Annotated in this window: 22 protein-coding genes and 1 riboswitch; of the genes, 9 read left to right on the top strand and 13 right to left on the bottom strand. The window is 64.4% G+C overall.

Annotation, left to right across the window (positions count from 1 at the left end; translation table 11 throughout):
• Positions 1 to 75: 75 nt before the first annotated feature.
• Both prfB and IPG14_RS07720 read left to right on the top strand, forming a co-directional pair.
• Positions 76 to 1,180, top strand: a protein-coding gene (gene prfB / locus IPG14_RS07715; protein ID WP_343389021.1) for a peptide chain release factor 2 whose coding sequence is annotated in 2 segments (ribosomal slippage) — positions 76 to 129 and positions 131 to 1,180 — 1,104 coding nt in all. Because the reading frame shifts where the segments join, the coding sequence is not laid out codon by codon here.
• Positions 1,180 to 2,577, top strand: coding sequence for a peptidase MA family metallohydrolase (locus IPG14_RS07720; protein WP_343391420.1), 1,398 nt, complete (start codon positions 1,180 to 1,182; stop codon positions 2,575 to 2,577). The genes prfB and IPG14_RS07720 overlap by 1 nt, the downstream gene beginning before the upstream one ends.
• A 50-nt stretch (positions 2,578 to 2,627) precedes the next feature.
• On the opposite strand, the gene IPG14_RS07725 is transcribed toward IPG14_RS07720, so the two are convergent.
• The 4 genes from IPG14_RS07725 to IPG14_RS07740 all read right to left on the bottom strand — a co-directional run bounded on the left by IPG14_RS07725 (position 2,628) and on the right by IPG14_RS07740 (position 5,748).
• On the bottom strand, positions 2,628 to 3,203 hold the full coding sequence (locus tag IPG14_RS07725; RefSeq protein ID WP_343391617.1) for a CDP-alcohol phosphatidyltransferase family protein: 576 nt from the start codon (positions 3,201 to 3,203) through the stop codon (positions 2,628 to 2,630).
• A gap of 61 nt (positions 3,204 to 3,264) precedes the next feature.
• The gene (locus IPG14_RS07730; protein WP_343386895.1) at positions 3,265 to 3,981 is read right to left on the bottom strand and encodes a PHP-associated domain-containing protein; all 717 of its coding nucleotides are present in this window, start codon (positions 3,979 to 3,981) and stop codon (positions 3,265 to 3,267) included.
• Positions 3,974 to 4,843 (bottom strand): hypothetical protein, encoded by an 870-nt coding sequence (locus IPG14_RS07735; protein WP_343391421.1) that lies wholly within the window; start codon positions 4,841 to 4,843, stop codon positions 3,974 to 3,976. The genes IPG14_RS07730 and IPG14_RS07735 overlap by 8 nt, the downstream gene beginning before the upstream one ends.
• On the bottom strand, positions 4,840 to 5,748 hold the full coding sequence (locus tag IPG14_RS07740) for a lysophospholipid acyltransferase family protein (protein ID WP_343386893.1): 909 nt from the start codon (positions 5,746 to 5,748) through the stop codon (positions 4,840 to 4,842). Before IPG14_RS07740 ends, IPG14_RS07735 begins: the two co-directional genes overlap by 4 nt.
• A 45-nt stretch (positions 5,749 to 5,793) precedes the next feature.
• On the opposite strand from IPG14_RS07740, the gene IPG14_RS07745 reads away from it, so the two are divergent.
• Positions 5,794 to 6,750: a hypothetical protein gene (locus tag IPG14_RS07745; RefSeq protein WP_343391422.1), complete on the top strand. Its 957-nt coding sequence runs from the start codon at positions 5,794 to 5,796 to the stop codon at positions 6,748 to 6,750.
• Positions 6,751 to 6,770: 20 nt separating this feature from the next.
• A complete protein-coding gene (locus tag IPG14_RS07750; RefSeq protein WP_343386891.1) occupies positions 6,771 to 7,583 on the top strand; it encodes an enoyl-CoA hydratase-related protein in 813 nt (270 codons plus the stop codon).
• A gap of 9 nt (positions 7,584 to 7,592) precedes the next feature.
• On the opposite strand, the gene IPG14_RS07755 is transcribed toward IPG14_RS07750, so the two are convergent.
• Entirely contained in the window at positions 7,593 to 8,627 is a 1,035-nt protein-coding gene (locus tag IPG14_RS07755) for an alcohol dehydrogenase catalytic domain-containing protein (protein WP_343389016.1), read from the bottom strand.
• Positions 8,628 to 8,717: 90 nt separating this feature from the next.
• A complete protein-coding gene (locus tag IPG14_RS07760) occupies positions 8,718 to 10,463 on the bottom strand; it encodes an NAD+ synthase (RefSeq protein WP_343389015.1) in 1,746 nt (581 codons plus the stop codon).
• A gap of 156 nt (positions 10,464 to 10,619) precedes the next feature.
• On the opposite strand from IPG14_RS07760, the gene IPG14_RS07765 reads away from it, so the two are divergent.
• Positions 10,620 to 10,808: a hypothetical protein gene (locus tag IPG14_RS07765; protein WP_343386888.1), complete on the top strand. Its 189-nt coding sequence runs from the start codon at positions 10,620 to 10,622 to the stop codon at positions 10,806 to 10,808.
• Positions 10,809 to 10,950: 142 nt separating this feature from the next.
• Positions 10,951 to 11,106 (top strand): hypothetical protein, encoded by a 156-nt coding sequence (locus tag IPG14_RS07770; protein WP_343386887.1) that lies wholly within the window; start codon positions 10,951 to 10,953, stop codon positions 11,104 to 11,106.
• Between the two features lie 109 nt (positions 11,107 to 11,215).
• Here the strand turns inward: IPG14_RS07770 and IPG14_RS07775 are convergent, their stop codons facing one another.
• The 7 genes from IPG14_RS07775 to IPG14_RS07805 form a co-directional block, all read right to left on the bottom strand.
• Positions 11,216 to 12,007, bottom strand: a complete 792-nt coding sequence (locus IPG14_RS07775; RefSeq protein ID WP_343389013.1) for a response regulator transcription factor — start codon at positions 12,005 to 12,007, stop codon at positions 11,216 to 11,218.
• Between the two features lie 318 nt (positions 12,008 to 12,325).
• Positions 12,326 to 12,613 carry an antibiotic biosynthesis monooxygenase gene (locus tag IPG14_RS07780; RefSeq protein WP_343386885.1) on the bottom strand — a complete coding sequence of 96 codons (288 nt, stop codon included), beginning with the start codon at positions 12,611 to 12,613 and terminating at the stop codon, positions 12,326 to 12,328.
• 108 nt (positions 12,614 to 12,721) lie between these two features.
• Positions 12,722 to 12,940 (bottom strand): hypothetical protein, encoded by a 219-nt coding sequence (locus IPG14_RS07785; RefSeq protein WP_133117461.1) that lies wholly within the window; start codon positions 12,938 to 12,940, stop codon positions 12,722 to 12,724.
• Between the two features lie 78 nt (positions 12,941 to 13,018).
• Positions 13,019 to 13,163, bottom strand: a riboswitch (cyclic di-AMP (ydaO/yuaA leader).
• 144 nt (positions 13,164 to 13,307) lie between these two features.
• The gene (locus tag IPG14_RS07790) at positions 13,308 to 13,631 is read right to left on the bottom strand and encodes a SemiSWEET family transporter (RefSeq protein ID WP_343389012.1); all 324 of its coding nucleotides are present in this window, start codon (positions 13,629 to 13,631) and stop codon (positions 13,308 to 13,310) included.
• A gap of 67 nt (positions 13,632 to 13,698) precedes the next feature.
• Entirely contained in the window at positions 13,699 to 14,277 is a 579-nt protein-coding gene (locus tag IPG14_RS07795; protein WP_343391423.1) for a GNAT family protein, read from the bottom strand.
• On the bottom strand, positions 14,274 to 14,804 hold the full coding sequence (locus IPG14_RS07800) for a GNAT family protein (RefSeq protein WP_343391424.1): 531 nt from the start codon (positions 14,802 to 14,804) through the stop codon (positions 14,274 to 14,276). Before IPG14_RS07800 ends, IPG14_RS07795 begins: the two co-directional genes overlap by 4 nt.
• Before the next feature lie 221 nt (positions 14,805 to 15,025).
• Positions 15,026 to 15,481, bottom strand: a complete 456-nt coding sequence (locus IPG14_RS07805) for a redoxin domain-containing protein (RefSeq protein WP_343391425.1) — start codon at positions 15,479 to 15,481, stop codon at positions 15,026 to 15,028.
• Between the two features lie 154 nt (positions 15,482 to 15,635).
• On the opposite strand from IPG14_RS07805, the gene IPG14_RS07810 reads away from it, so the two are divergent.
• From IPG14_RS07810 to IPG14_RS07820, 3 genes are read left to right on the top strand one after another with little or no spacing between them, the layout of a single operon-like run.
• Complete coding sequence (locus IPG14_RS07810) at positions 15,636 to 16,172, top strand: hypothetical protein (RefSeq protein ID WP_343386879.1); 537 nt, start codon at positions 15,636 to 15,638, stop codon at positions 16,170 to 16,172.
• Positions 16,173 to 16,182: 10 nt separating this feature from the next.
• Positions 16,183 to 17,778 carry an SPFH domain-containing protein gene (locus tag IPG14_RS07815; RefSeq protein WP_343386878.1) on the top strand — a complete coding sequence of 532 codons (1,596 nt, stop codon included), beginning with the start codon at positions 16,183 to 16,185 and terminating at the stop codon, positions 17,776 to 17,778.
• On the top strand, positions 17,775 to 18,224 hold the full coding sequence (locus IPG14_RS07820; protein ID WP_343389007.1) for a hypothetical protein: 450 nt from the start codon (positions 17,775 to 17,777) through the stop codon (positions 18,222 to 18,224). Before IPG14_RS07815 ends, IPG14_RS07820 begins: the two co-directional genes overlap by 4 nt.
• Positions 18,225 to 18,234: the final 10 nt, after the last annotated feature.

An 18,234-nucleotide genomic window follows, 5' to 3' on the forward strand; every position in this document is an offset into this window, starting at 1 on the left:
TCTTCATGATGCATGCATGCACATGCATGTCAATGCGCAAATGCGCGTTCGCTCGGCCCGTGCCACCATCTCCCTATGAACGAACTCCTTCTTCGCGCACGCGAACTCTCTCAGCGCATCTCTGACCTCCAGGTGCGACTTTGACCTCGCCAACGATGAAGCACGCGTAGCCGAACTCGAAGACCGGTCCTCCGAGCCCGGTTTCTGGGACGACGCCGAAGCCGCCCGCACCCTCATGCAAGAGTTGTCGGTGGCCCGCGAACGGGTCGAGACGTGGCGGTCGCTCGAACGCAGAGTCCGTGATGCGGGCGACCTGCTCGAACTCGGCGAGGCCGAGGGTGATGAGTCCGTCGCCGAATCCGCCGGCGCCGACCTCGATGCCGCCGAGCGGGATCTCGTGGCGCTCGAGTTCCAGCTCCAACTCTCCGGCCCCTACGACTCCCGCAATGCCATCCTCGCGGTACACGCCGGCGCCGGGGGCACCGACTCCCAGGACTGGGCCGACATGCTCCTGCGCATGTACCTGCGCTGGGCAGAGCGCAAGGGTTACTCCACCGACCTCCTTGATATGACCGAGGGCGAAGAAGCAGGCATCAAGAGCGCAACCCTCGAGATCAAGGGCAAGTACGCCTTCGGCTACCTCCAGAGCGAACGCGGTGTCCACCGCCTTGTCCGCCTCTCCCCGTTCAACTCGGCGAGTGCCCGCCAGACGAGCTTCGCCAAGGTCGAAGTCATGCCCGAGGTCGAAGAGGTCGGTGAGATCCAGATCCCCGAAGATGACATCCGCATCGATGTCTACCGCTCCAGCGGCGCCGGCGGCCAGAACGTCCAGAAGAACTCGACGGCCGTCCGTATCACCCACATCCCGACCGGCATCGTCGTCACCTGCCAGAACGAACGCTCCCAGGGCCGCAACCGGGATAGCGCCATGAAGGTTCTCGAAGCGCGCCTCCTCGAACGAGAGGTGAACCGCCTCGAAGAGGAAAAGGCGCGGTTAAAGGGGCAACACGTCGATGTCAGCTTCGGTTCGCAGATCCGTAACTACGTCCTGCATCCCTATAAGATGGTCAAGGACGTCCGCACCGACTTCGAGACCAGCGACACGACGGCCGTGCTCGATGGCGAGATCGACGGATTCATCGCGGCGTACCTCAAGTCACGCGTAGGCGAGGAGTCGTAATGCCCCGCGTCGCCCTCACCTTCTTCGCGGCGCTGGTCGCCAGCCTCTCCCTCATGGCCGCTCCTTCAACCGCCTCTGCCGAAACCGTCATCGAGTCCTCCGCACTCGTCAACGGCTACCCTGCAACGCTGACGTTCAAGGTCACCGCCAGGGCCGATTCGGATATCACTGATGTCACGCTCAACTACGCTATCAAGGGGCGGGGCACGAGCGCCCTCGACAAGCCAAAGAACCTCACCCCGGCCCGGAATCTCAGCACCGAAGTCGTGATCCAGGTCAACTCATCGAGCAACTACATCCCTGTTGGCTCCGACTTCACCTATCACTGGGAGATCACCACTGCCGACGGCGGCACGTACCGAGGGCCTGACCTGGAGTTCTTCTTCCTGCCCCCCGGCAAGGACTGGAAGAACGTCTCCAACGAGTTCATGACGGTCTACTACCACGGCGACCGTGAGAACATCGCCAGCGCCTACCTCAAGGCCGGTGTGGAGACGTACGAGCGCATCGGTAAGCAGCTCTACAACATCACGCTCAAACAGATCCCCGTGAAAGTGATCATGTTCGCCGACGAGTCCGAAAGTGACCTTGCCCGCCCCGGCAGTGGAAGCACCTATGATTCGGCTGTGACCACCTGTGGCACCAAGGTGGAGATAGACATCATCCTTCTCATCCCCGTTACGTGCGGAACCCCCGACCGAACAGACACGCTCCGCCACGAATTCGCGCATACGCTGAATGAAACGGCCGGGGAAGGTGTGCCCGGAGAGCGAGGTCTGGGGAAACTCCCTTCGTGGATGGACGAAGGAGCAGCGGTTTACGCGCAGTCTGTGCCCGGAGAGTTCGAATCAGATTTTGCGAGCGCCGTTCGCTCAGGGCGTCTCATACCGTTTAGTCAGATGGCTGTCCCGACTTCCAACCCGAACCAGGTTGGCGTCTTCTACGGCCAGAGCTGGGCGATGGTCTCCTACCTCATAAACAAGGGCGGGCCGGAGGCCTATTCTCGGCTGATGGCGACCATCAAGGCCGGGAAACGCTATGACCAGGCCATCTCCGAGGTCTACGGATTCGCCGACCTGAATGCCTTCGAGAGCGCTTTCAAGAGCGCAGTTGGAGCGCCGCAGCAGACTTCGCCCACGGTCCGGCCGACGACTGCGGCGACGCCAACTCCCCGCGCGCAGGCGTCCGCGACGGCCACCCGGACATCCGCGGCCGCCGCCTCCCCTGGGGCCGGCGACGATGACAGCGTCGGGCGAGGGACGATCGTCATCGGCGGCATCGCCGTCCTCTTTTTGCTCGCAGCCGTCTTTGCGCTCCTCATCTCCCTGATGATGGCGAACAACCGCAAGTCATCCGCCGGAAACTCCCGGGGCAGTCCACCGCCCGAGTCCCGCTGATCGGCGTCTCCGGCGACACCGCGCTGACGCCTGGCCCCGCGCCCCCGGTCCTACTCCCGCATCCCGTTCCGCAGCATCCAGAAACGTTGGAGCGCGGTGAAGTTCGCCAGCACCGCGAGAAGCCCAATGACCACCGTAAGGCCGTTGAAGAAGAGGCCGATGGTCAGCATCGCGACGCGCTCCTGGCGGCGGAAGAGGCCGTCGCGCATCGACATCCCCGCGACTTCTGCCCGGGCTCGCATGTAGCTCACAGCAATGCTCCCGAAGATCGCCCCGTAGGCGGACGCCGCCTGGACCTGTTCGCCCCGTTCCGTGAAGTACCAGCCGCACGCCGCCAACACGATTGCTTCGCTCGCACGGTCGAGCACGGCATCGAAGACCGCCCCGAAGGGACTCGCCAGGCCGGTGGCCCGCGCGACGGCGCCGTCTACCATGTCGAGTGCCGAGAAGAAGAGGAAAACGATCCCGGCGAACAGCAGCTCTCCGTTCGCGATCAGCCACGCCGCGGCAAGGTTGCCCCCGAATCCAAAGAGTGAGATCGCATTCGGTGTGATGCCCAGCCCACCCACCGTCCGCCCGATGGTGTCCTGGACGCCCTTGGGCAACCGCGTAGGCAGCACGTTCACAGGCAAGCTCGGGGACCTCCCATCCGCGGCGATCGCGGACGCGATCGGTATCCGTATCGTTTCATATCCGGCGCCTCAACATCTTCCGCGGGGTCGCGCTGTAGCCCCAGGCGAGCCCTGCTGCCAGTCGCGCGAAGCCGATCTCTCGCATGCTGGGGTAGACCGACATCCGGGCGGTCGTTTGTCCGCTCCGCATGGCATCGCGCACTGCGTCCGCGCTGCTTCCCTCGAATTCGGTCCAACCGGTCGCGATGTGGCCGAGGTGGTGTGCATCCGAACTTCCGATGGCCGGAAGTCGCCAGACCTCGTTGTTGAGGCGGACCGCCCGCTCACGCGTCCGAAGCGCCGCTGGGCTCGGACTCGCCAGCTCGATCGCATCAAACCGGGGGCCGTCCTGTCGCGCCAGGCGGTTGAGCGTCCGGCTGCTAATCGAACGTGTCAGCCAGCTCAGCGGGTGGGGCGCGACGGCGAGTCCGCCCTGGTTGTGGATCATCTCGATCGTTGATTCTACCCGCCGGAAACTCGCCGGAGTCGTCTCCAGGAAGAGCCCGATCACGTGCCCCTGCATCGTTGTGACTTCGGCACCCACGATCACGTCGAAGCGGTAGCCGCGCTTCGCCGCGAGCTCCCTTGCCCGCAGCCCACCCCCCGCATCTTCGTGGTCGGTGATAGCGACGACATCGAGGTCCGTCCGGTGCTCGACGTACTCCAGCACCTGGGAGACGCTCGCCATCCCGTCGCTCACTCGAGTGTGGATGTGCAGGTCCGCCTTACCCACAGGTGTGCACCTTCCAGAAGTCCTCGGTGAACGCCCACTGCGAAGGCTCCCGGGTGAGATGCTCCTCCAGGAGCGCCGCGAACCGGCGGACGGCCGCGGCGATGTCGGCATCTTCGTCCTCTGTCGACGCAACCTTGAACGGTTGCTCCACGAACACCCGGAAGCGGTCGTGCTTTATGCGTGTGCTAAAGATGGGGAATACCCGGGCATCGGTCTTTCGAGCAATTTCCCACGGTCCCGTCGGCAACCGGACGCTGCGCCCGGCGAGTGCGGTGCAGAGTCCATTCCCCTGGATGTCGCGATCGCCCATGAACCCCGCAAGCCCGCCTTCATGCAAGGTCTCGATGCAGGCCCGGATGCCGGCGAAGGTCGTCTCATGGAACTCGCCCCCCGCGGACGACCGCAGACGGCGCAGGTACCGCGACCACGCCGGCGGCTGTTGCGCTTCGACCAGTGCGACGAAGGGCCGACCCCGGTAGGTGAGCGCTTGGATGGCCATCTCGGCGTTACCTGTGTGCGCGCTGACGATGACGATCGGACCTGGATGATCGAGTTCTGCGAGCCGGTCACTCCTTACGAGCTCCAGGTGTCCCGCCTCGATTCCCTGCATGTCGCGCGATGGGAGTGTGCAGAGGTCGACGTAATACTGCGCGATGTTCCGGAAGACACCCAGGGCAGCGCGCCGTGCGGCGAGCCTATCTCCACCCGTGAACGCCAGCATGTTGCGGATGACGTTTCGGCGGGCCCGCGGCTGCAGGTGAAACGAAAGCCAACCGGCAAGCCACGCGAACCGGTAGAACGCCCCGGGGAACCTTGCGACGAGCGGCTGGTTTGCCCGCAACACCCAGAGTCGAATGCTCACCGTACGACCGCCCGGGCCGGTTTCGCCCACATCGGCCGGAACATGTACCACTGGTCCGGGTGCTGTCGGATGATCCTTTCATGCGCCTGCATGATTGCTTGCGTCAGTGCCTTCGTGTCCCCGTCGCGGTCGCCCGTGGAGACCGCTTCGATGTCGAAGTCGCAGATGGCCGTGACGTCGGGCTTTCCGGGCGAGGTACGCACGAAGGCCGTCGGCACCACCTTCGCACCGGTCCGTAAGGCCAGTCGTGCCGGCCCGGCGGGGACTTCGACCTCTTCGCCGAAGAACGTCACTCTCACGCCGCCCTCCGCGACAGGACGGTCGATGAGTAGCGCCAGGACGCCGTTCTGCGTCAGCGCCCGCAGGAGCGATGGTCCAGCTTTCTCCATCCTCACGAGGTTCATTCCCGCCCGCTCCCTCGCTCCTGCGATGAGCGCATCGAGCCTCGGATCGGCAAATGTCTCGACCACCACTGTCAGGGGGTATCCCCGCGCTGCGGTCGCGCCGGCGCCAAGGTCCCAGTTGCCGAAGTGCATGCAGGCGATGACCGCCCCTTGCCCGCGTTCGAGGATCGCGTCCAGCGCTTCGAACTCTCGTCCGCCCGTGACAGCGCCCACCATCGCCTCAGGAGAGAGGCCAGGGAACCGCACGAAATCGGCGAGGTACTTGCAGTAGTTCACCATCGAACGGCGAGCGACGGCGTGCCGTGTCTTGCGCGGTGTCCCTCGGAGGACATGCGCGAAGTTCTCGTGCATCGCCCTTCGTCCCCGTGGCCAGCAGTAATAGCCAATGTTCCCGGCTGCCGCTGCGACGGCATACCCCGCGCGCGGAGGCATGTGCTCCAACGTCGCCGACACGACGCGCCATGCCCTGTATTGGAACGTGCCACCGAACCCGCGACCCACAGGCGGAATCTTAGCCGCGGTCCGCCTTGTGGTATGTTCTCGGCCATGGCACGGGCGGACACTTGGGGAACCCGGACCACCGAGTACGCACTCCGGCCGGTCCTCGCTCTGCTCATCGCTGCAGTCGGAACCTGGCTGATTCCGGACAAGAGCTCGGTGGGACTTGTCCTCGCCGTCAGTCTCCCGCTCGTTGTGGTGTCTGGTGGCGTCGCTGGACTGCGCTTCGCCTGGCTCGCAGTCCCAGCAGGGCTGATCGCGAGCGTCCTGGCCTATCGGGCGACGGATTGCGCCGGTTGCGGCGGAGGCGGCGAAGAAGTCGTCAGCCCGCTGGGATGGACCCTGCTCGTCGTGGCCGTGGCCGGCGGGATCGCCAGCTCGGGACCGTTGCTCGCCCGGTGGTTGTTTCCGGCCCGCAGCTGCCTCCGCCCTGTTCCGGTTCTTGGTGGCGTGGTTCTCTTTGGCGCCGCCTTCGGTGTGCTCGCAGCCATCAGGCAGAGCGAGAACGCCACCGTACGAGGAGAAGTCGTCTACGAAGCGCACGGCATCCGCTACCAGTCCGGGCGGCCGTACGACGGAGCCGGATCGTCCATCGATCAGGCCGCCCGCGAAAGCCTCCGGGGCGAGCCGCCGGTCTGGGTCGGTCTACGAGCCGGTCCGTTCGAGCTCTCCTCCATCCAGTGGGCCCCGGACATGGTGCTCCTGGTCTATGGCGCCTGCGGCCCGGCCCCGTGCTCCCCGCCGGTGACACTCACGATGAAATGGCATTGCGGCGCCCCACCGGAGGTCACAAACGCCCTCTCGCCGCCCGTCACACGCGACGGTGTCGTGTTTGTGGATGAGCCTATCGGGGCCTCGGCGCCGGGTGCGAAGAACGTGGTCTGGACTGGTCGGCTCCAGGTGACCATCTACGCGCTCCCCGGCTTCTTCGAAGCTGGCCAAATCGCCGGCACGCTGCGCCGCCTCGACGGCCGGCCGCTTGTCGCCGCCGAGCCGTACTGCTGAGGTGCGATAGAATCTCCCGAATGGACCTCAAGGCCACGACGTACGCCGTTGAGAACCGCATCGCGACGATCACCCTGAACCGTCCCCACCGCCTGAACGCGTGGACGGGCCGGATGCACACCGAATACCGGTGGTGCCTTGAACAGGCAGAACTCGACGATGACGTCCGCGTTGTCATCGTCACCGGCGCGGGGCGCGGTTTCTGCGCCGGCGCGGATTCGCAGGCCCTCGAGGGCCATATCGAAAAAGGTGGCTATGACTCCGGCATCCACGAGCCTGTCGCTAACCCGGGATACGGTGTGCGACCGGAGTTCGATACGAACTTCGCATTCCACTTCGGGCTCACCAAGCCGGTGATCGCGGCAATCAACGGCCCCGCCGCCGGCGTTGGGCTCGTCCTCGCATGCTTCGCGGATGTCCGCTTCGCTGCCTCCGGGGTCAAACTCACGACCGCTCACGGCCGTCTCGGCCTTCCCGCCGAATTTGGCCTGTCGTGGCTGCTCCCGCGCCTGATAGGGCTTGCCCGTGCCCAGGAGTTGCTCCTCTCCAGCCGCGTCTTCCTGAGCGACGAGGCTGCCGAGATGGGCCTGGTCCACAGGTGCCTTCCGCCCGAGGACCTCATGCCGGCAGTCTGTGCCTACGCTTCGGGTCTCGCCGCCCGGATCGCTCCGTCCTCACTTCGTGTCACTCGCCAACAGGTCTACACCGACCTCCATCGTGACGTCGGTTCTTCCGTCGCAGAGAGCGAGATGCTCCTCAACCAGCTCATGCGTGGCAACGACTACAAGGAGGGCGTCAGGGCCCTCCTTGAGAAGCGTGAACCCGAGTTCTAGCTAGGCTGGCTAAGGGCGCAGCGCGATCTTCAGCACGCCGCCTTCGCGCTTTCGGAACAGGTCGTAGCCTGCCGGCGTGTCGCTGATCTTCATCGAATGCGTCAGCAGGGGCGTCAGGTCCACCGTTCCGCCGGCAATCAATGCCATCAGCCGCTCCAGCCGGTTTGTCCCCACCGGGCAAAGGGTCGTGACCAGCTTCCTGTGGATGAACGTCCCGCCGGTCGCCATTGTCAGTTCCGGGAACGCCCCGTAAACCCCGACACTGCTGACGGTGCCGCCGATGCGTACGGACGCGCAGGCATTCGCGAACGTCGCCTGGTGGCCCAGGGCTTCCACCGCGATGTCAACGCCCCGGTTGCCCGTCATCTGCTGGATCTTCGCGACCGCGTCCGCCGGGTCAAGCACGATGTCGGCTCCGAACCGCTTCGACATGGCCACTCGCTCCGGGATGGATTCGACGGCGATGATCCTTCCGGCGCCAAGCGCCCTCGCCCCGGCGGTCGCGCACAGTCCCACCGGGCCTTGAGCGAAAATCGCGACCGTGTCGCCCGTCCGGATCCCCGCCCGTTCGATGGCAGCGAAACCAGTCGACATGATGTCGGTGACGAAAAGCACCTGCTCGTCGGAGAGCGAGTCGGGCACCTTGGCCAGTCCGGCCTGCGCCCCGTTCACCAGGAAATACTCGCCCTGCGCCCCAAATAGGAGGTTGCCCGGCGCGTTGAAGGTCTCGCAGACGCTGTGGTCCCCCTCCTGGCAGCGCTTGCACATGCCGCAACATGCGAGGCAGCCCGACGCCACCCGGTCACCCGCTTTGAAGTTCGTGACACCGGCGCCGACGGCTTCGACCACACCGATCGCCTCGTGGCCCATCGGCACTCCCGCGGGTATCGGCATCTCGTCGACGAGGTGCATATCGCTGCCGCAGATGGTGCTGAGAGTCGTGCGGATGAGCGCCTGGCCCGGCCCCGGCTGGTCCGGATAGGGGATCTGGGTCATCGCGACGGAATGCTGGCCGGTCTTCACACAGGTATTCGAAATGGGCACGGAAAACTCCTACCGGAGGTGATTCGGCAGGAGGGACTCTACCGCTCGGTAAGTGACCGCACAATCACCCCGGAATGCGGGCCATCGAGACTACTGCGTGAGTCGGGCCGCCAGCGGCAGTCGCCGGTCCCGGCCGAATGCCCGCGGCGTGATCTTTACGCCCAGGGGCGCCTGTCGCCGCTTGTACTCGTTCCGGTCGATCATCCTCACGGTTCGCTGGACGATTTCGGCATCGAAGCCCATGGCCACGATTTCGCTGACGGTGCGGTCGTCCTCCACATACGCCTCGATGATTGGGTCGAGGATCTCGTAAGGTGGCAATGTGTCCTGGTCCAACTGGTTGGGCTTCAACTCCGCACTCGGCGGCTTCGTGATGGTGCTGACGGGGATCACCGGCCTCGTCTCCTGCTCGTTTCGCCAGCGCGCGAGCGCATAAACGAGCGTCTTCGGCACGTCCTTGATAACCCCGTAGCCACCGGCCATATCTCCGTAGAGCGTGGCGTAACCGCAGGCCATTTCACTCTTGTTTCCAGTAGTCAGCACAATCGACGACGAGAACTTGTTGGAAAGCGTCATCATCACGTTGGCACGTTGGCGAGACTGGAGATTCTCTTCCGCCGTGCCGGGCGCGGTTCCTTCGAAAGCGTCAGCCATCATTTCAAGCATCGCGGCATGCGCGGGCTCGATCGGGATCGTCAGGTAGCCGATCCCAAGGTTGGCGGCGAGCTCGTTGGCGTCGGTCATCGAATGGTCGCTCGAGTAACGGCTCGGCATCGAGACGCCAATCACGTTCTCCGGCCCAAGAGCATCGACCGCGATCGCCGCAACCAGCGCGGAGTCGATGCCGCCCGAAAGCCCGATGAGCACTTGCTTGAAGCCGGTCTTCGCCAGGTAGTCGCGCGTGCCCAGGACCAGCGCCTGCCAGACTTCGGCATGGTCGTCGAGCAAGGGAGCCTGTTCCCCGGTCACCGGTTGCCGCTCGGGCAGCCGGAAGCGGCCGTGCGGGTCGGGAATGTGTCGTTGCTCGACGTCGATCAGTCGTTCCCGGTCTCGAAGCTCGACGCGCCGGCGCGGGTCATGCAGCCGGCGCTGGGCGACCGCATCGAGGTCGACCTCCAGGACCAGCAGCGCTTCCTCGAATTGAGGGGCCCGCGCAAGGAGCTGGCCGCCCGCATCGCATGCGATCGACGCGCCATCGAACACCAGCTCGTCCTGTCCCCCGGCTGCATTCAGATACGCCACCGCGATGAGGTTATCGGCCGCCCGCGTCGAGATCATCCGCTCCCGGGCGAGCGCCTTCCCCCGATGGTACGGCGAGGCATTGATGTTGATGCAGAGCTCCGCCCCGCCCAGCGCCATCGCATCGAGCGGCGAGCCGGGATACCAGATGTCCTCGCAAATGCTTACGCCGAAGACCAGGTCGCCCACCCGGTAGATCGGCACTCGGTCGCCGGCCGCGAAGTACCGCTCCTCATCGAAGACGCCGTAGTTCGGGAGACGCTGCTTGTGGTAGGTGTCGTGCCACTCACCATCGATGAAGACCGCCGCAGCGTTGTACGCATCGCCGTTGTGCCAGTCGACAAAGCCCACCACCGCGATCAGCCCCGCCGTCTCCGTCGCAAGGCCCGCAACCGCTTCCCGTGAGGCTTCGCAGAAAGCCCGTCGCAACACCAGGTCCTCGGGCGGATAGCCGGTGATTGCCAGCTCCGGGAACGCGACGATCGTGCAGCCTTCACGTCGTGCTTTTGCCAGTTCGCCGCTGATCCGGCCGCGATTCCCCGTCAGGTCACCCACGGTGGTGTTGATTTGCGCAAGTCCCAGGCGGACAGTCCTCATTACGCGTCCCTCTCCCGCGAGTATAGCCCGGTGCCACGCGGGTGGCCGTGCGCACCGCTAAGGGTTTCCCGTAGGCAGGATCCCCGATTTCGCCGCGCTCCCGCCAGTGGGATTCTGGTTCCGGTGGCGCTTTGAGGTAGGGAGATGTCTCGAAGCATGGAACTCGTCAGTCATTCACCGTGTCCGCTTTGCGGGCGGGTGACCCGGGCGCACTCGCGACTCGTGGTCGCCGACATGGAATCCGGCGGTCTCCGGGCGAATAGCTACGCGACAGTGATCTGTCGTGACTGCGCCTTCGCCATGGTTGTCCGCAGCGAAGCCGCGTCCCTCAGGCAGGCCGTGTGAGGTAACCTCAGCGCAGCCGCCCACCGCATCGAGAAGGGCCCCGGAGAAGTCGAGACTCCGGGGCTTTTCGTCGCCTCGCCGCCGTTGACACAGGCGCTACGCTGAAACTGCCGCTCAATGTTTGGGCGCCAGGGGACTCCGTATGGGTGAAAAAGAAACCGCTGCCGGCGTGATGTCCGAGGATGCCGACCAGGCTGCCAATCCCGCAGCACGCGCCACCACCGTCAAGGGGTCGAAGTCCAACACATCCGAGCGAGCCACCACCGTCAAGTCGAGTAAATCGAACACTTCCGACTGAGTCGACCGGACCTTGCCTGTCATTCCGCATCCCTGGCGTCGTCCTTTGAGAAACGGAAATGCCCGGCTGCTAACCGGGCATGTGCGGATGAGTAGATCTTAGTTCTGTTCTACCCGGCGAGGGCGTCGACATCCGGACCGAGCATCGACTGCGCTTCCTCGACGCTTTCCAGCCGCACGATTCCCTTGCGGATCGCGTAGCGGATCAGGTCGGTGCGGTTGCGGGCGTGGAGCTTCGCCATGATGTGCGCTTTGTGTGCCTCTACCGTCTTCACGCTGATGTAGAGTTCGTTCGCGATTCCCTGGTTGGTGTAGCCCTCGGCGATCAGCTGGAGCACTTCGCGTTCGCGGCTGGTCAGTGCCTCAACGCCGTTTCGCTGATCCGTCCGCTTCGCCTGGTACAGCACCTCGGCGAGGTCGAAGCCTTCGCTCAGCGCGCTCGAAAAGTAACTGTTTCCCCGGTGCACCGTCTGGATGGCGAGCACGAGTTCGGAGACATCCGACTTCTTGATGATGTAACCCGAAGCCCCCGAGCGAATTGAGTCGAGCAACTGGTCTTCGTCAACGAAGCCGCTCAACATCACGACTCGCGTGCCCGGGCAAGAGCGCCGGATCTGGCGTGTCGCTTCCAGGCCATTCAGGCCGGGCATCACGACGTCCATGAGGACCACGTCTGGCTGCAGCTTTTCGACTGCCTGGACGGCCTCGCGGCCGTTCTCCACATCGGCGACGACTTCGAGTTCCGCATGGCTTTCGAGAAGCATCCGCAACGCCTGCCGGATGACCGCGTGGTCATCAACAAGGACGATCCGGATGACATTCGGACCTCGCGAGCCCTGCTGGGTGTTCGAAGCCGCGTGCCGGAGACCAACCGGCCGGCCGATGGTGCGAGTGGTATTCAAGGTGTGCTCCCTCAGTGAGTTCCCGTGGTCAGCGCCTCGAAATCCGCTCGCGATAGCGCCGCCTCCCCCGTCCTAAGAACTTCGATTCCGATTCCCTTAAGACTCCCTGAAGTCTAGGCACGGCATCCGGGGGGCGTATTGGGAAAAACCCGCATAAGGAATTGGCGTTTCCCGACGACTCGGCTGGGCCGTCCCGCAGGTCTACGTCGGCCTTCCGCCGACGGGTTCCGCCGCACGCTCGGCAGCGAAAACGCCAACAGCGGGGGCTCTTGCCCCCGCCACAGTGTGAAGCCTCCGGCCTTCGCGCCGGGGCCTCTCTTAGATGCTGAAGAAAGCCCGATCCGTGTGCCCCGCTTCGGAACACAGGTGAATCTCGGAACGCAGCGCCATCCACGACTGGGTGTTGGCCAGCCCTTCGGCCGCTGCCTCGTTCTCGTAAATTCCAATTCGGGCGATGTCGCCCGAGTCGTCATGCGGGCGAAGCAAGTAACTCTGGATGAATCCCGGCCGGCCCTCGGAAAGCGCGTCGAGCTTCCGCATGAGTTCTTCGAGCCGTGCTTCCTGGCCCCGCGTTGGCTTGGCGATCGTCAGTCGTATGTATGCCATGAGTTGGAGAACCCCCTGTGCCCCGGAATCATAGGGAACAACCTATCTCCGGGAAAAGCGAAGCCCCCGTAATCGGGGGCTCGTGTGATGCTTTTCGCTGTTTTCGACTCAGAGCCGAAGCTTGCCATGGGACGGTTGGCGGCGGCGCTGCCGCTGCGGCAGTGCCGCTTCCTCGGCCGCGAGGTCCACCGGCGGGCTCGTCAGCACTTCATGAACGTAGCCGCACATGATGCAACTACCGTACGTGCCGTGCCAGTCCCGCTCGACGATCATCGAGCCGCGGCACTTCGGGCATGACTTGGGGGGGGCTTCCTGCAAAGCTGGCATAGGGATCTCCTCCTCTAACGAGTCGTAAGTAGTAGTCGAGGGCAGAAAAAAAGACCTCGATGCGGGCGACCTGCTCGCCAGGCCTTCCGAGACTGCCTCCGGGGTTAGCTGACGGGCTCGGGCGGAAGGCGCCCTATTAGCTGCACAGCGGGAGCAGCTAAATTCGCCCCGAGGAACTGGGTCCCCCGTTGCGCCTTGTCGGCGCACTAGGCAGGTGTTTGCACTGTTTAACCGAGCGCTTTGTAAACGGCGGGAAAACCGCTTACAGCCGGAAGCTACCAATCTTCGGACAAGGGTGTCAACCCCTGATTGCGATTTTCGTCACAAATTTACCGCTTGGTTGACAGAATTCGAGCCGTTATTGGGGTTATCCCTGATCCGTCGTGAACACTTCGCCCACCCGACTTCGTGCCCCGTCGGCGGCCGCATCGGGCCGTTTCCGCCCCCAGTGCCAGATACAGGCCAGTGTGACTCCTGCCCCGGCCACGCCGGAAATATTCGCGACCGTGCCCACAAGGTCGCCCTTGGAGACAAAGTAGACGAGCCAGCAGCTCAACCCACCGAACATGATCAGCCAGGCGCTCAGCGAATAGCCCTGGACGTCTTTCGTCCGGAAGATCCGCAGGATGTTGGGGATCCAGAAAACCTGGGTCAGCACAACCGCCACCCAGCCAACGAGCTCAATCGACAACGAGTTGTCTCCTCCGCCCCAGCGTAGCTTTCCGATGAATAACGCGTTAGTACGGCGGGCCGGCCGGTCAGTCCTCCAGCTTAAGCTCCCCTTCCAGCAACCCCATCACGTGGATGTCGTGGTATTGCCCGAACTTGTAAAGCGCCTTCCGTTTCGTCACTTCGAGCTGGAAGCCGACCTTCTCGTACACGCGGATGGCGCGCTTGTTGTTTGCGTAGACATCCAGCTCAATGCGGTGCAGGTTCATTACCTCGAACCCGACTCGACAGAGCACGCGCATGGTGTCCGTCCCGTAGCCGCCATCCCAGTACGCTTTGTCGCCGATCGCGATGCCGAGTGTCGCTGACCGGTTCTCCGGGCTGGCGCCTTCAAGCCCGCAACCGCCGATCATGCGCCCTTCCAGCGTTTCGACGGCGAAGCTCGCGTTTCCGTACCGAACCTCCGACATCCTCTCTATGAACCCGCGCTCGGTCCGATGCGAGAGGGGATAGCGAAGGGCGAGATGTTCGGTCACCTCCGGGTCGTTGAACCATTCGTGCAGGAGCTGCTCATCCTCGGGTTCCCTGGCCCGAAGCCTGATCAGTCGTCCCTCGTACGGCGACTCGGCGTACGACGTGCTGGTGGGTTCGGCTTTTGCCTGGCTCATCGAAGCTCTCCTCGCAGGAGGCCCATATGGGCCAACTGGTGCCATCTATTGGCTTTCCACATCGCGTCCCGGGCGACGCCCTCGTGCTTGAAGCCGACCTTTTCGTACACGCGGATCGCGCGCGTGTTCCAATCGAACACACTGAGCTCGATTCGGTGGAGGTTCATCATCTCGAGCCCGAAGCGGCAGACTGTGCGCATCGTATCGGTGCCGTAGCCTCCGTCGAGGAATTCGTGCTCTCCGATGGCGATACCGAGTCCAGCGGTGCGGTTCTCGGGGAAGCCGGGGTGGAGGCCCACCCAGCCGATCGGCTTCTGGTCGTCCAGAGTCTCGACGACGAAACGCGCCTCCTGGGGACCGGGATCTCCCGAGGCGAGCCACTCGGATTCGAACTTTCGGCTCTGGACATAGCGGGCACCAAGGAACTTCGTCACCTGCCAGTCGTTGATCCAACGGTAGAAATGGTCGACGTCCGTCTCTTCCCGCGCGCGCAGGCGAATGAGTTCCCCCTGTAAGGGTTGCGGCATGGCTCCACTTCTCTCTCGGCTACAGAGAACCGGAAGAGGCCCGCCAGGTTCTGGCGGGCCTCGTGCCGGTTCAGCGGCCAGGTGGTTCTATGTTCGATCCGGGGCTCCGAAAATGCAGTTTGACACATGCATACCGATACCTTCGTCGTGCCCGAATCCTAAGCGAAGGACGCGGGGGATCACAACGCTTGTACCGGCAAGCGGCCCGGCCAGCCTTTGGTCTACGTCAATGCCGCCAGCAATTCCAGCGCCTTCACCGGGTGCGATTCGAAGTCGCGCGCTTCGATGTAGATGCCCCGGACGACGTGGTTTTTGTCGATCACTACCGTCGTCCGGTTCATCACTCCGGCAGCCTCGTTGTAAACGCCATACGCCTTGCCGGCCTCGTTCTTCGGAAAGTCGCTCACCAGGGGGAACTCCAGCCCAAGCTTCTCCTCGAACTCACCTGCTGCCGCGAAAGAATCGACTGAGATGCCCAGGACCTGGGCATTGGCCTCCACGAACCGGTCAGTGTGGGTCCGGAAGGCCGTCATCTCACTCGTTCAGCCACCGGTGAACGCGAGAGGGTAGAACGCGAGCACCAGGTGTTTCCCTGGGAACGAATCGAGAGTGACTTCTTCGCGCTTCTTGTTCCGAAGGGCGAATGCCGGGGCAGGTTGACCAACTTCTATCGTCATGTTCCAACCGTACCAGCTGCGAATTTCATGGCCCACTCACACCGCAGCGATGGCACCCCTGGTCCGACTGCTGACGCCGGGTGCCTGCGGCCCTATGATTCCCCCGTCCTGCCGGCAAGACGGCACGCCCATCGCGCGGCTGAGTGGAGGCACTATGCAGTTTGCGTTCCTCGTCATCTTCGGAGTCGGCCTGGCGCTCCTCGCTGTGACCTTCATCCTCGGCGAGATCTTCGATTTCGGTGACCACGGAGACCTCGGCGCCGATCCGAGTCCCCTGAGCTCGCGCGTGATCTTCGTCTTCGCCACCGCATTTGGCGGCTGCGGCTTCATCGGCACTGCGCTCGACTGGCCTGCCTGGGCTTCCGCCCTCCTCGCGGTCGGCGGGGGGCTCGGCGTCGCAGGCGGCACATTCTTCCTCATCGTCCTGCCCATTTCCCGCCAGCAGGGTTCGACCGACGTCCACGAAGCGGACTTCACAGGCCTCCAGGGGCAGGTCACTTCGGAAATACCCGAAGGTGGCCTCGGCCGCGTGACCGTCATCGCGCCCACCAGTAAGGCCCGGATCGGTCTGCCTGCCCGGTCCGCTGATGGCCAGCGGATCCCCTTCGGGGCAACGGTCCGAATCGAGATGGCGGGCCCAGGCCCGGCCGTCGTAACCCCAAGTTCGTCCCCTGCTACGGAAGCCCAGTAAGGAGCCCCTCGTGGTCGCAACCGCAATCCCCTTCGTCGTCGGAGGCATCGTCCTCGCTGTCATCCTGGTGGCCGCGCTCTTTGCGCGGTTCTACATCAAGGTCCCGCCAGACCAGGTCGCCGTCTTCACCGGCCGCGGCGGCTTTCGTGTCGTCCGCGGTGGCGCCAGCATCCGCGTCCCGATCATCGAACGCGTCGACTACATGACCCTCGCACCCTTCGAAACCACGCTTCCGATCAAGGGCGCATATTCGAAGGAAGGAGTCCAGGTTAACGTCGACGCAGTCGCTCTCGTCCGCTTTGATTCTGAAGACGCAGCCATCCGCACTGCTGCCGAGCGTTTCCTCAACGCCGACCGCGACCAGCTCCACGCCACCGTCCAGGAGATCCTCTCCGGCCACCTCCGCAGCATCTGCGCGAAGATGACCGTCGAGGAGATCAACAGTTCGCGCGAAGCCCTCGTCTCGGCTGTCACGAACGAAGCTGGCTCGGACTTCGCCGGGCTCGGCATGAACCTCGACGTCCTCACCATTCAGCACATCAGCGACGACAACGGCTACCTCGAGAGCCTCGGACGCAAGCGCGTCGCCGAAGTGAAGCGCGATGCTGAGATCGGCGAAGCCGAAGCCGCGCGCGACGCGATGATGCGCTCCGCGGAGGCCAAACGCGAAGGCCAGACGGCCCAGGCAATCGCCGATGCCTCGATCGCCGAGGCACAACGTGACCGGGACTTGCGCGTCGCCAAGGCGCAGGCCGACGTGGAGGCCGAACGGGCCCGCGCACAACAGGCGGGCCCACTTGCCGATGCGGAATCTCGCAAGCAAGTCACGCGAGCCGAGGTCGCCGTCGAAGAAGAGCGCGTCCGCTCGAACATCGCCGTCGAACAACAGGAAGTGCTTCGCCAGCAGCAGGCGCTCGAAGCCAGCATCATCAAGCCCGCCGAGGCCGAGCGCCACGCGGCCGTCCTGCGCGCCGAGGGTGAGCGGCTGGCGATGGTCGAACGTGCACAAGGCCAGGCCGATGCGCGCGCCCTCGCCGGCGAAGGCGAAATGAAACAGCGCATCTCGATTGCCGAAGCGCAACAAAAGGAAATCGAAGCCAAGGGCGAGGGCGAAGCCCGCGCCCGAACTCTGAACGCGGAAGCCCATCGCCTCGAACTCGAAGCCGATGGCGCCGGCCAGAAGGCCATCCTCCTCGGCGAAGCCGAAGGCAAGCGCCAGCTGGCTGAATCGCTTAACGCTTACAACCAGGCCGCACTTCAGCTCTCCGTCTACCCGGAGCTGATTGCCAGGCTTCCCGAGATCGCTGGCGCGCTTGCAGCGCCCTTCGCGTCCGTGGACCGCATCGTCATGATCGATGGCGGCGGCGCGAACGGCAGCGGTCCGCTTGGCAAGTACGGCAGCACCGTCCCGCTGCTCCTTGCCCAGGCTATTGAGACCCTGCGCGCCGTCGGTTTGGACCTCCCGGCTCTGTTCAGTCCCGAGAAGGCGCCGGCCCCGGGCGATGGCTCAAGCGCATCCGCCCTGGACAGTCTCGCCGCCGAGGTGGAGGCCTCCGCTCGGCCCCTCGATCCCCCGTCTGAACGGTCTGAAGCACCGGGCCTGTGACTGCGCCCCGGGCCTTCCTGATCGCCTGTGGCGAACCGGCTGTGAGTGCCGCGCTCGCCGCGTTCGAAGCGGCCCGGTTTTCTGGCCTGCCGGTCGAGCGCGTCTTGCTCCCCGGCGGCTGCTGGTGGCTCGCCGAGGCTGCCTCGGCAGGCCGTCTCAAGCGGATCATCGCCAGCCGTAGCGCCGCTCTCGATGGCGTCTCAGCGATGATTTCTGGTGATTCTGTCAGCGAGGTCGCGCTCCTTGGCCACCAGGACTGCCACTGGTATCACGACCGTGCTCCTGCCGCCGGTCCAGGTGAACTTGTCCGCCGCATCGGCCAGGACCTTTACATCGCCCGCGATGAGATCCTGCGCGTCGCTGGTCGCGCCCTGACGGTCACCGGCCACGTCCTCATCCGACGCGCGGGAGCCGAGTTCACGCCCCGGCAGTTGTTCCCCGAGTGAGGAGTCGAGC

The organism is Candidatus Amarobacter glycogenicus, from assembly GCF_016704105.1.
In the GTDB taxonomy this organism is placed as follows: Bacteria; Chloroflexota; Dehalococcoidia; order Tepidiformales; family Tepidiformaceae; genus Amarobacter; species Amarobacter glycogenicus.

Excerpts from the sequence above, each read along its gene's own strand:
- IPG14_RS07750 (WP_343386891.1), top strand. The coding sequence starts at position 6,771 with ATGGACCTCAAGGCCACGACGTACGCCGTTGAGAACCGCATCGCGACG.
- IPG14_RS07800 (WP_343391424.1), bottom strand. The coding sequence starts at position 14,804 with ATGCCGCAACCCTTACAGGGGGAACTCATTCGCCTGCGCGCGCGGGAA.
- IPG14_RS07770 (WP_343386887.1), top strand. The coding sequence starts at position 10,951 with ATGGGTGAAAAAGAAACCGCTGCCGGCGTGATGTCCGAGGATGCCGAC.
- IPG14_RS07765 (WP_343386888.1), top strand. The coding sequence starts at position 10,620 with ATGGAACTCGTCAGTCATTCACCGTGTCCGCTTTGCGGGCGGGTGACC.
- IPG14_RS07720 (WP_343391420.1), top strand. The coding sequence starts at position 1,180 with ATGCCCCGCGTCGCCCTCACCTTCTTCGCGGCGCTGGTCGCCAGCCTC.
- IPG14_RS07795 (WP_343391423.1), bottom strand. The coding sequence starts at position 14,277 with ATGAGCCAGGCAAAAGCCGAACCCACCAGCACGTCGTACGCCGAGTCG.
- IPG14_RS07760 (WP_343389015.1), bottom strand. The coding sequence starts at position 10,463 with ATGAGGACTGTCCGCCTGGGACTTGCGCAAATCAACACCACCGTGGGT.
- IPG14_RS07780 (WP_343386885.1), bottom strand. The coding sequence starts at position 12,613 with ATGGCATACATACGACTGACGATCGCCAAGCCAACGCGGGGCCAGGAA.
- IPG14_RS07810 (WP_343386879.1), top strand. The coding sequence starts at position 15,636 with ATGCAGTTTGCGTTCCTCGTCATCTTCGGAGTCGGCCTGGCGCTCCTC.
- IPG14_RS07785 (WP_133117461.1), bottom strand. The coding sequence starts at position 12,940 with ATGCCAGCTTTGCAGGAAGCCCCCCCCAAGTCATGCCCGAAGTGCCGC.
- IPG14_RS07745 (WP_343391422.1), top strand. The coding sequence starts at position 5,794 with ATGGCACGGGCGGACACTTGGGGAACCCGGACCACCGAGTACGCACTC.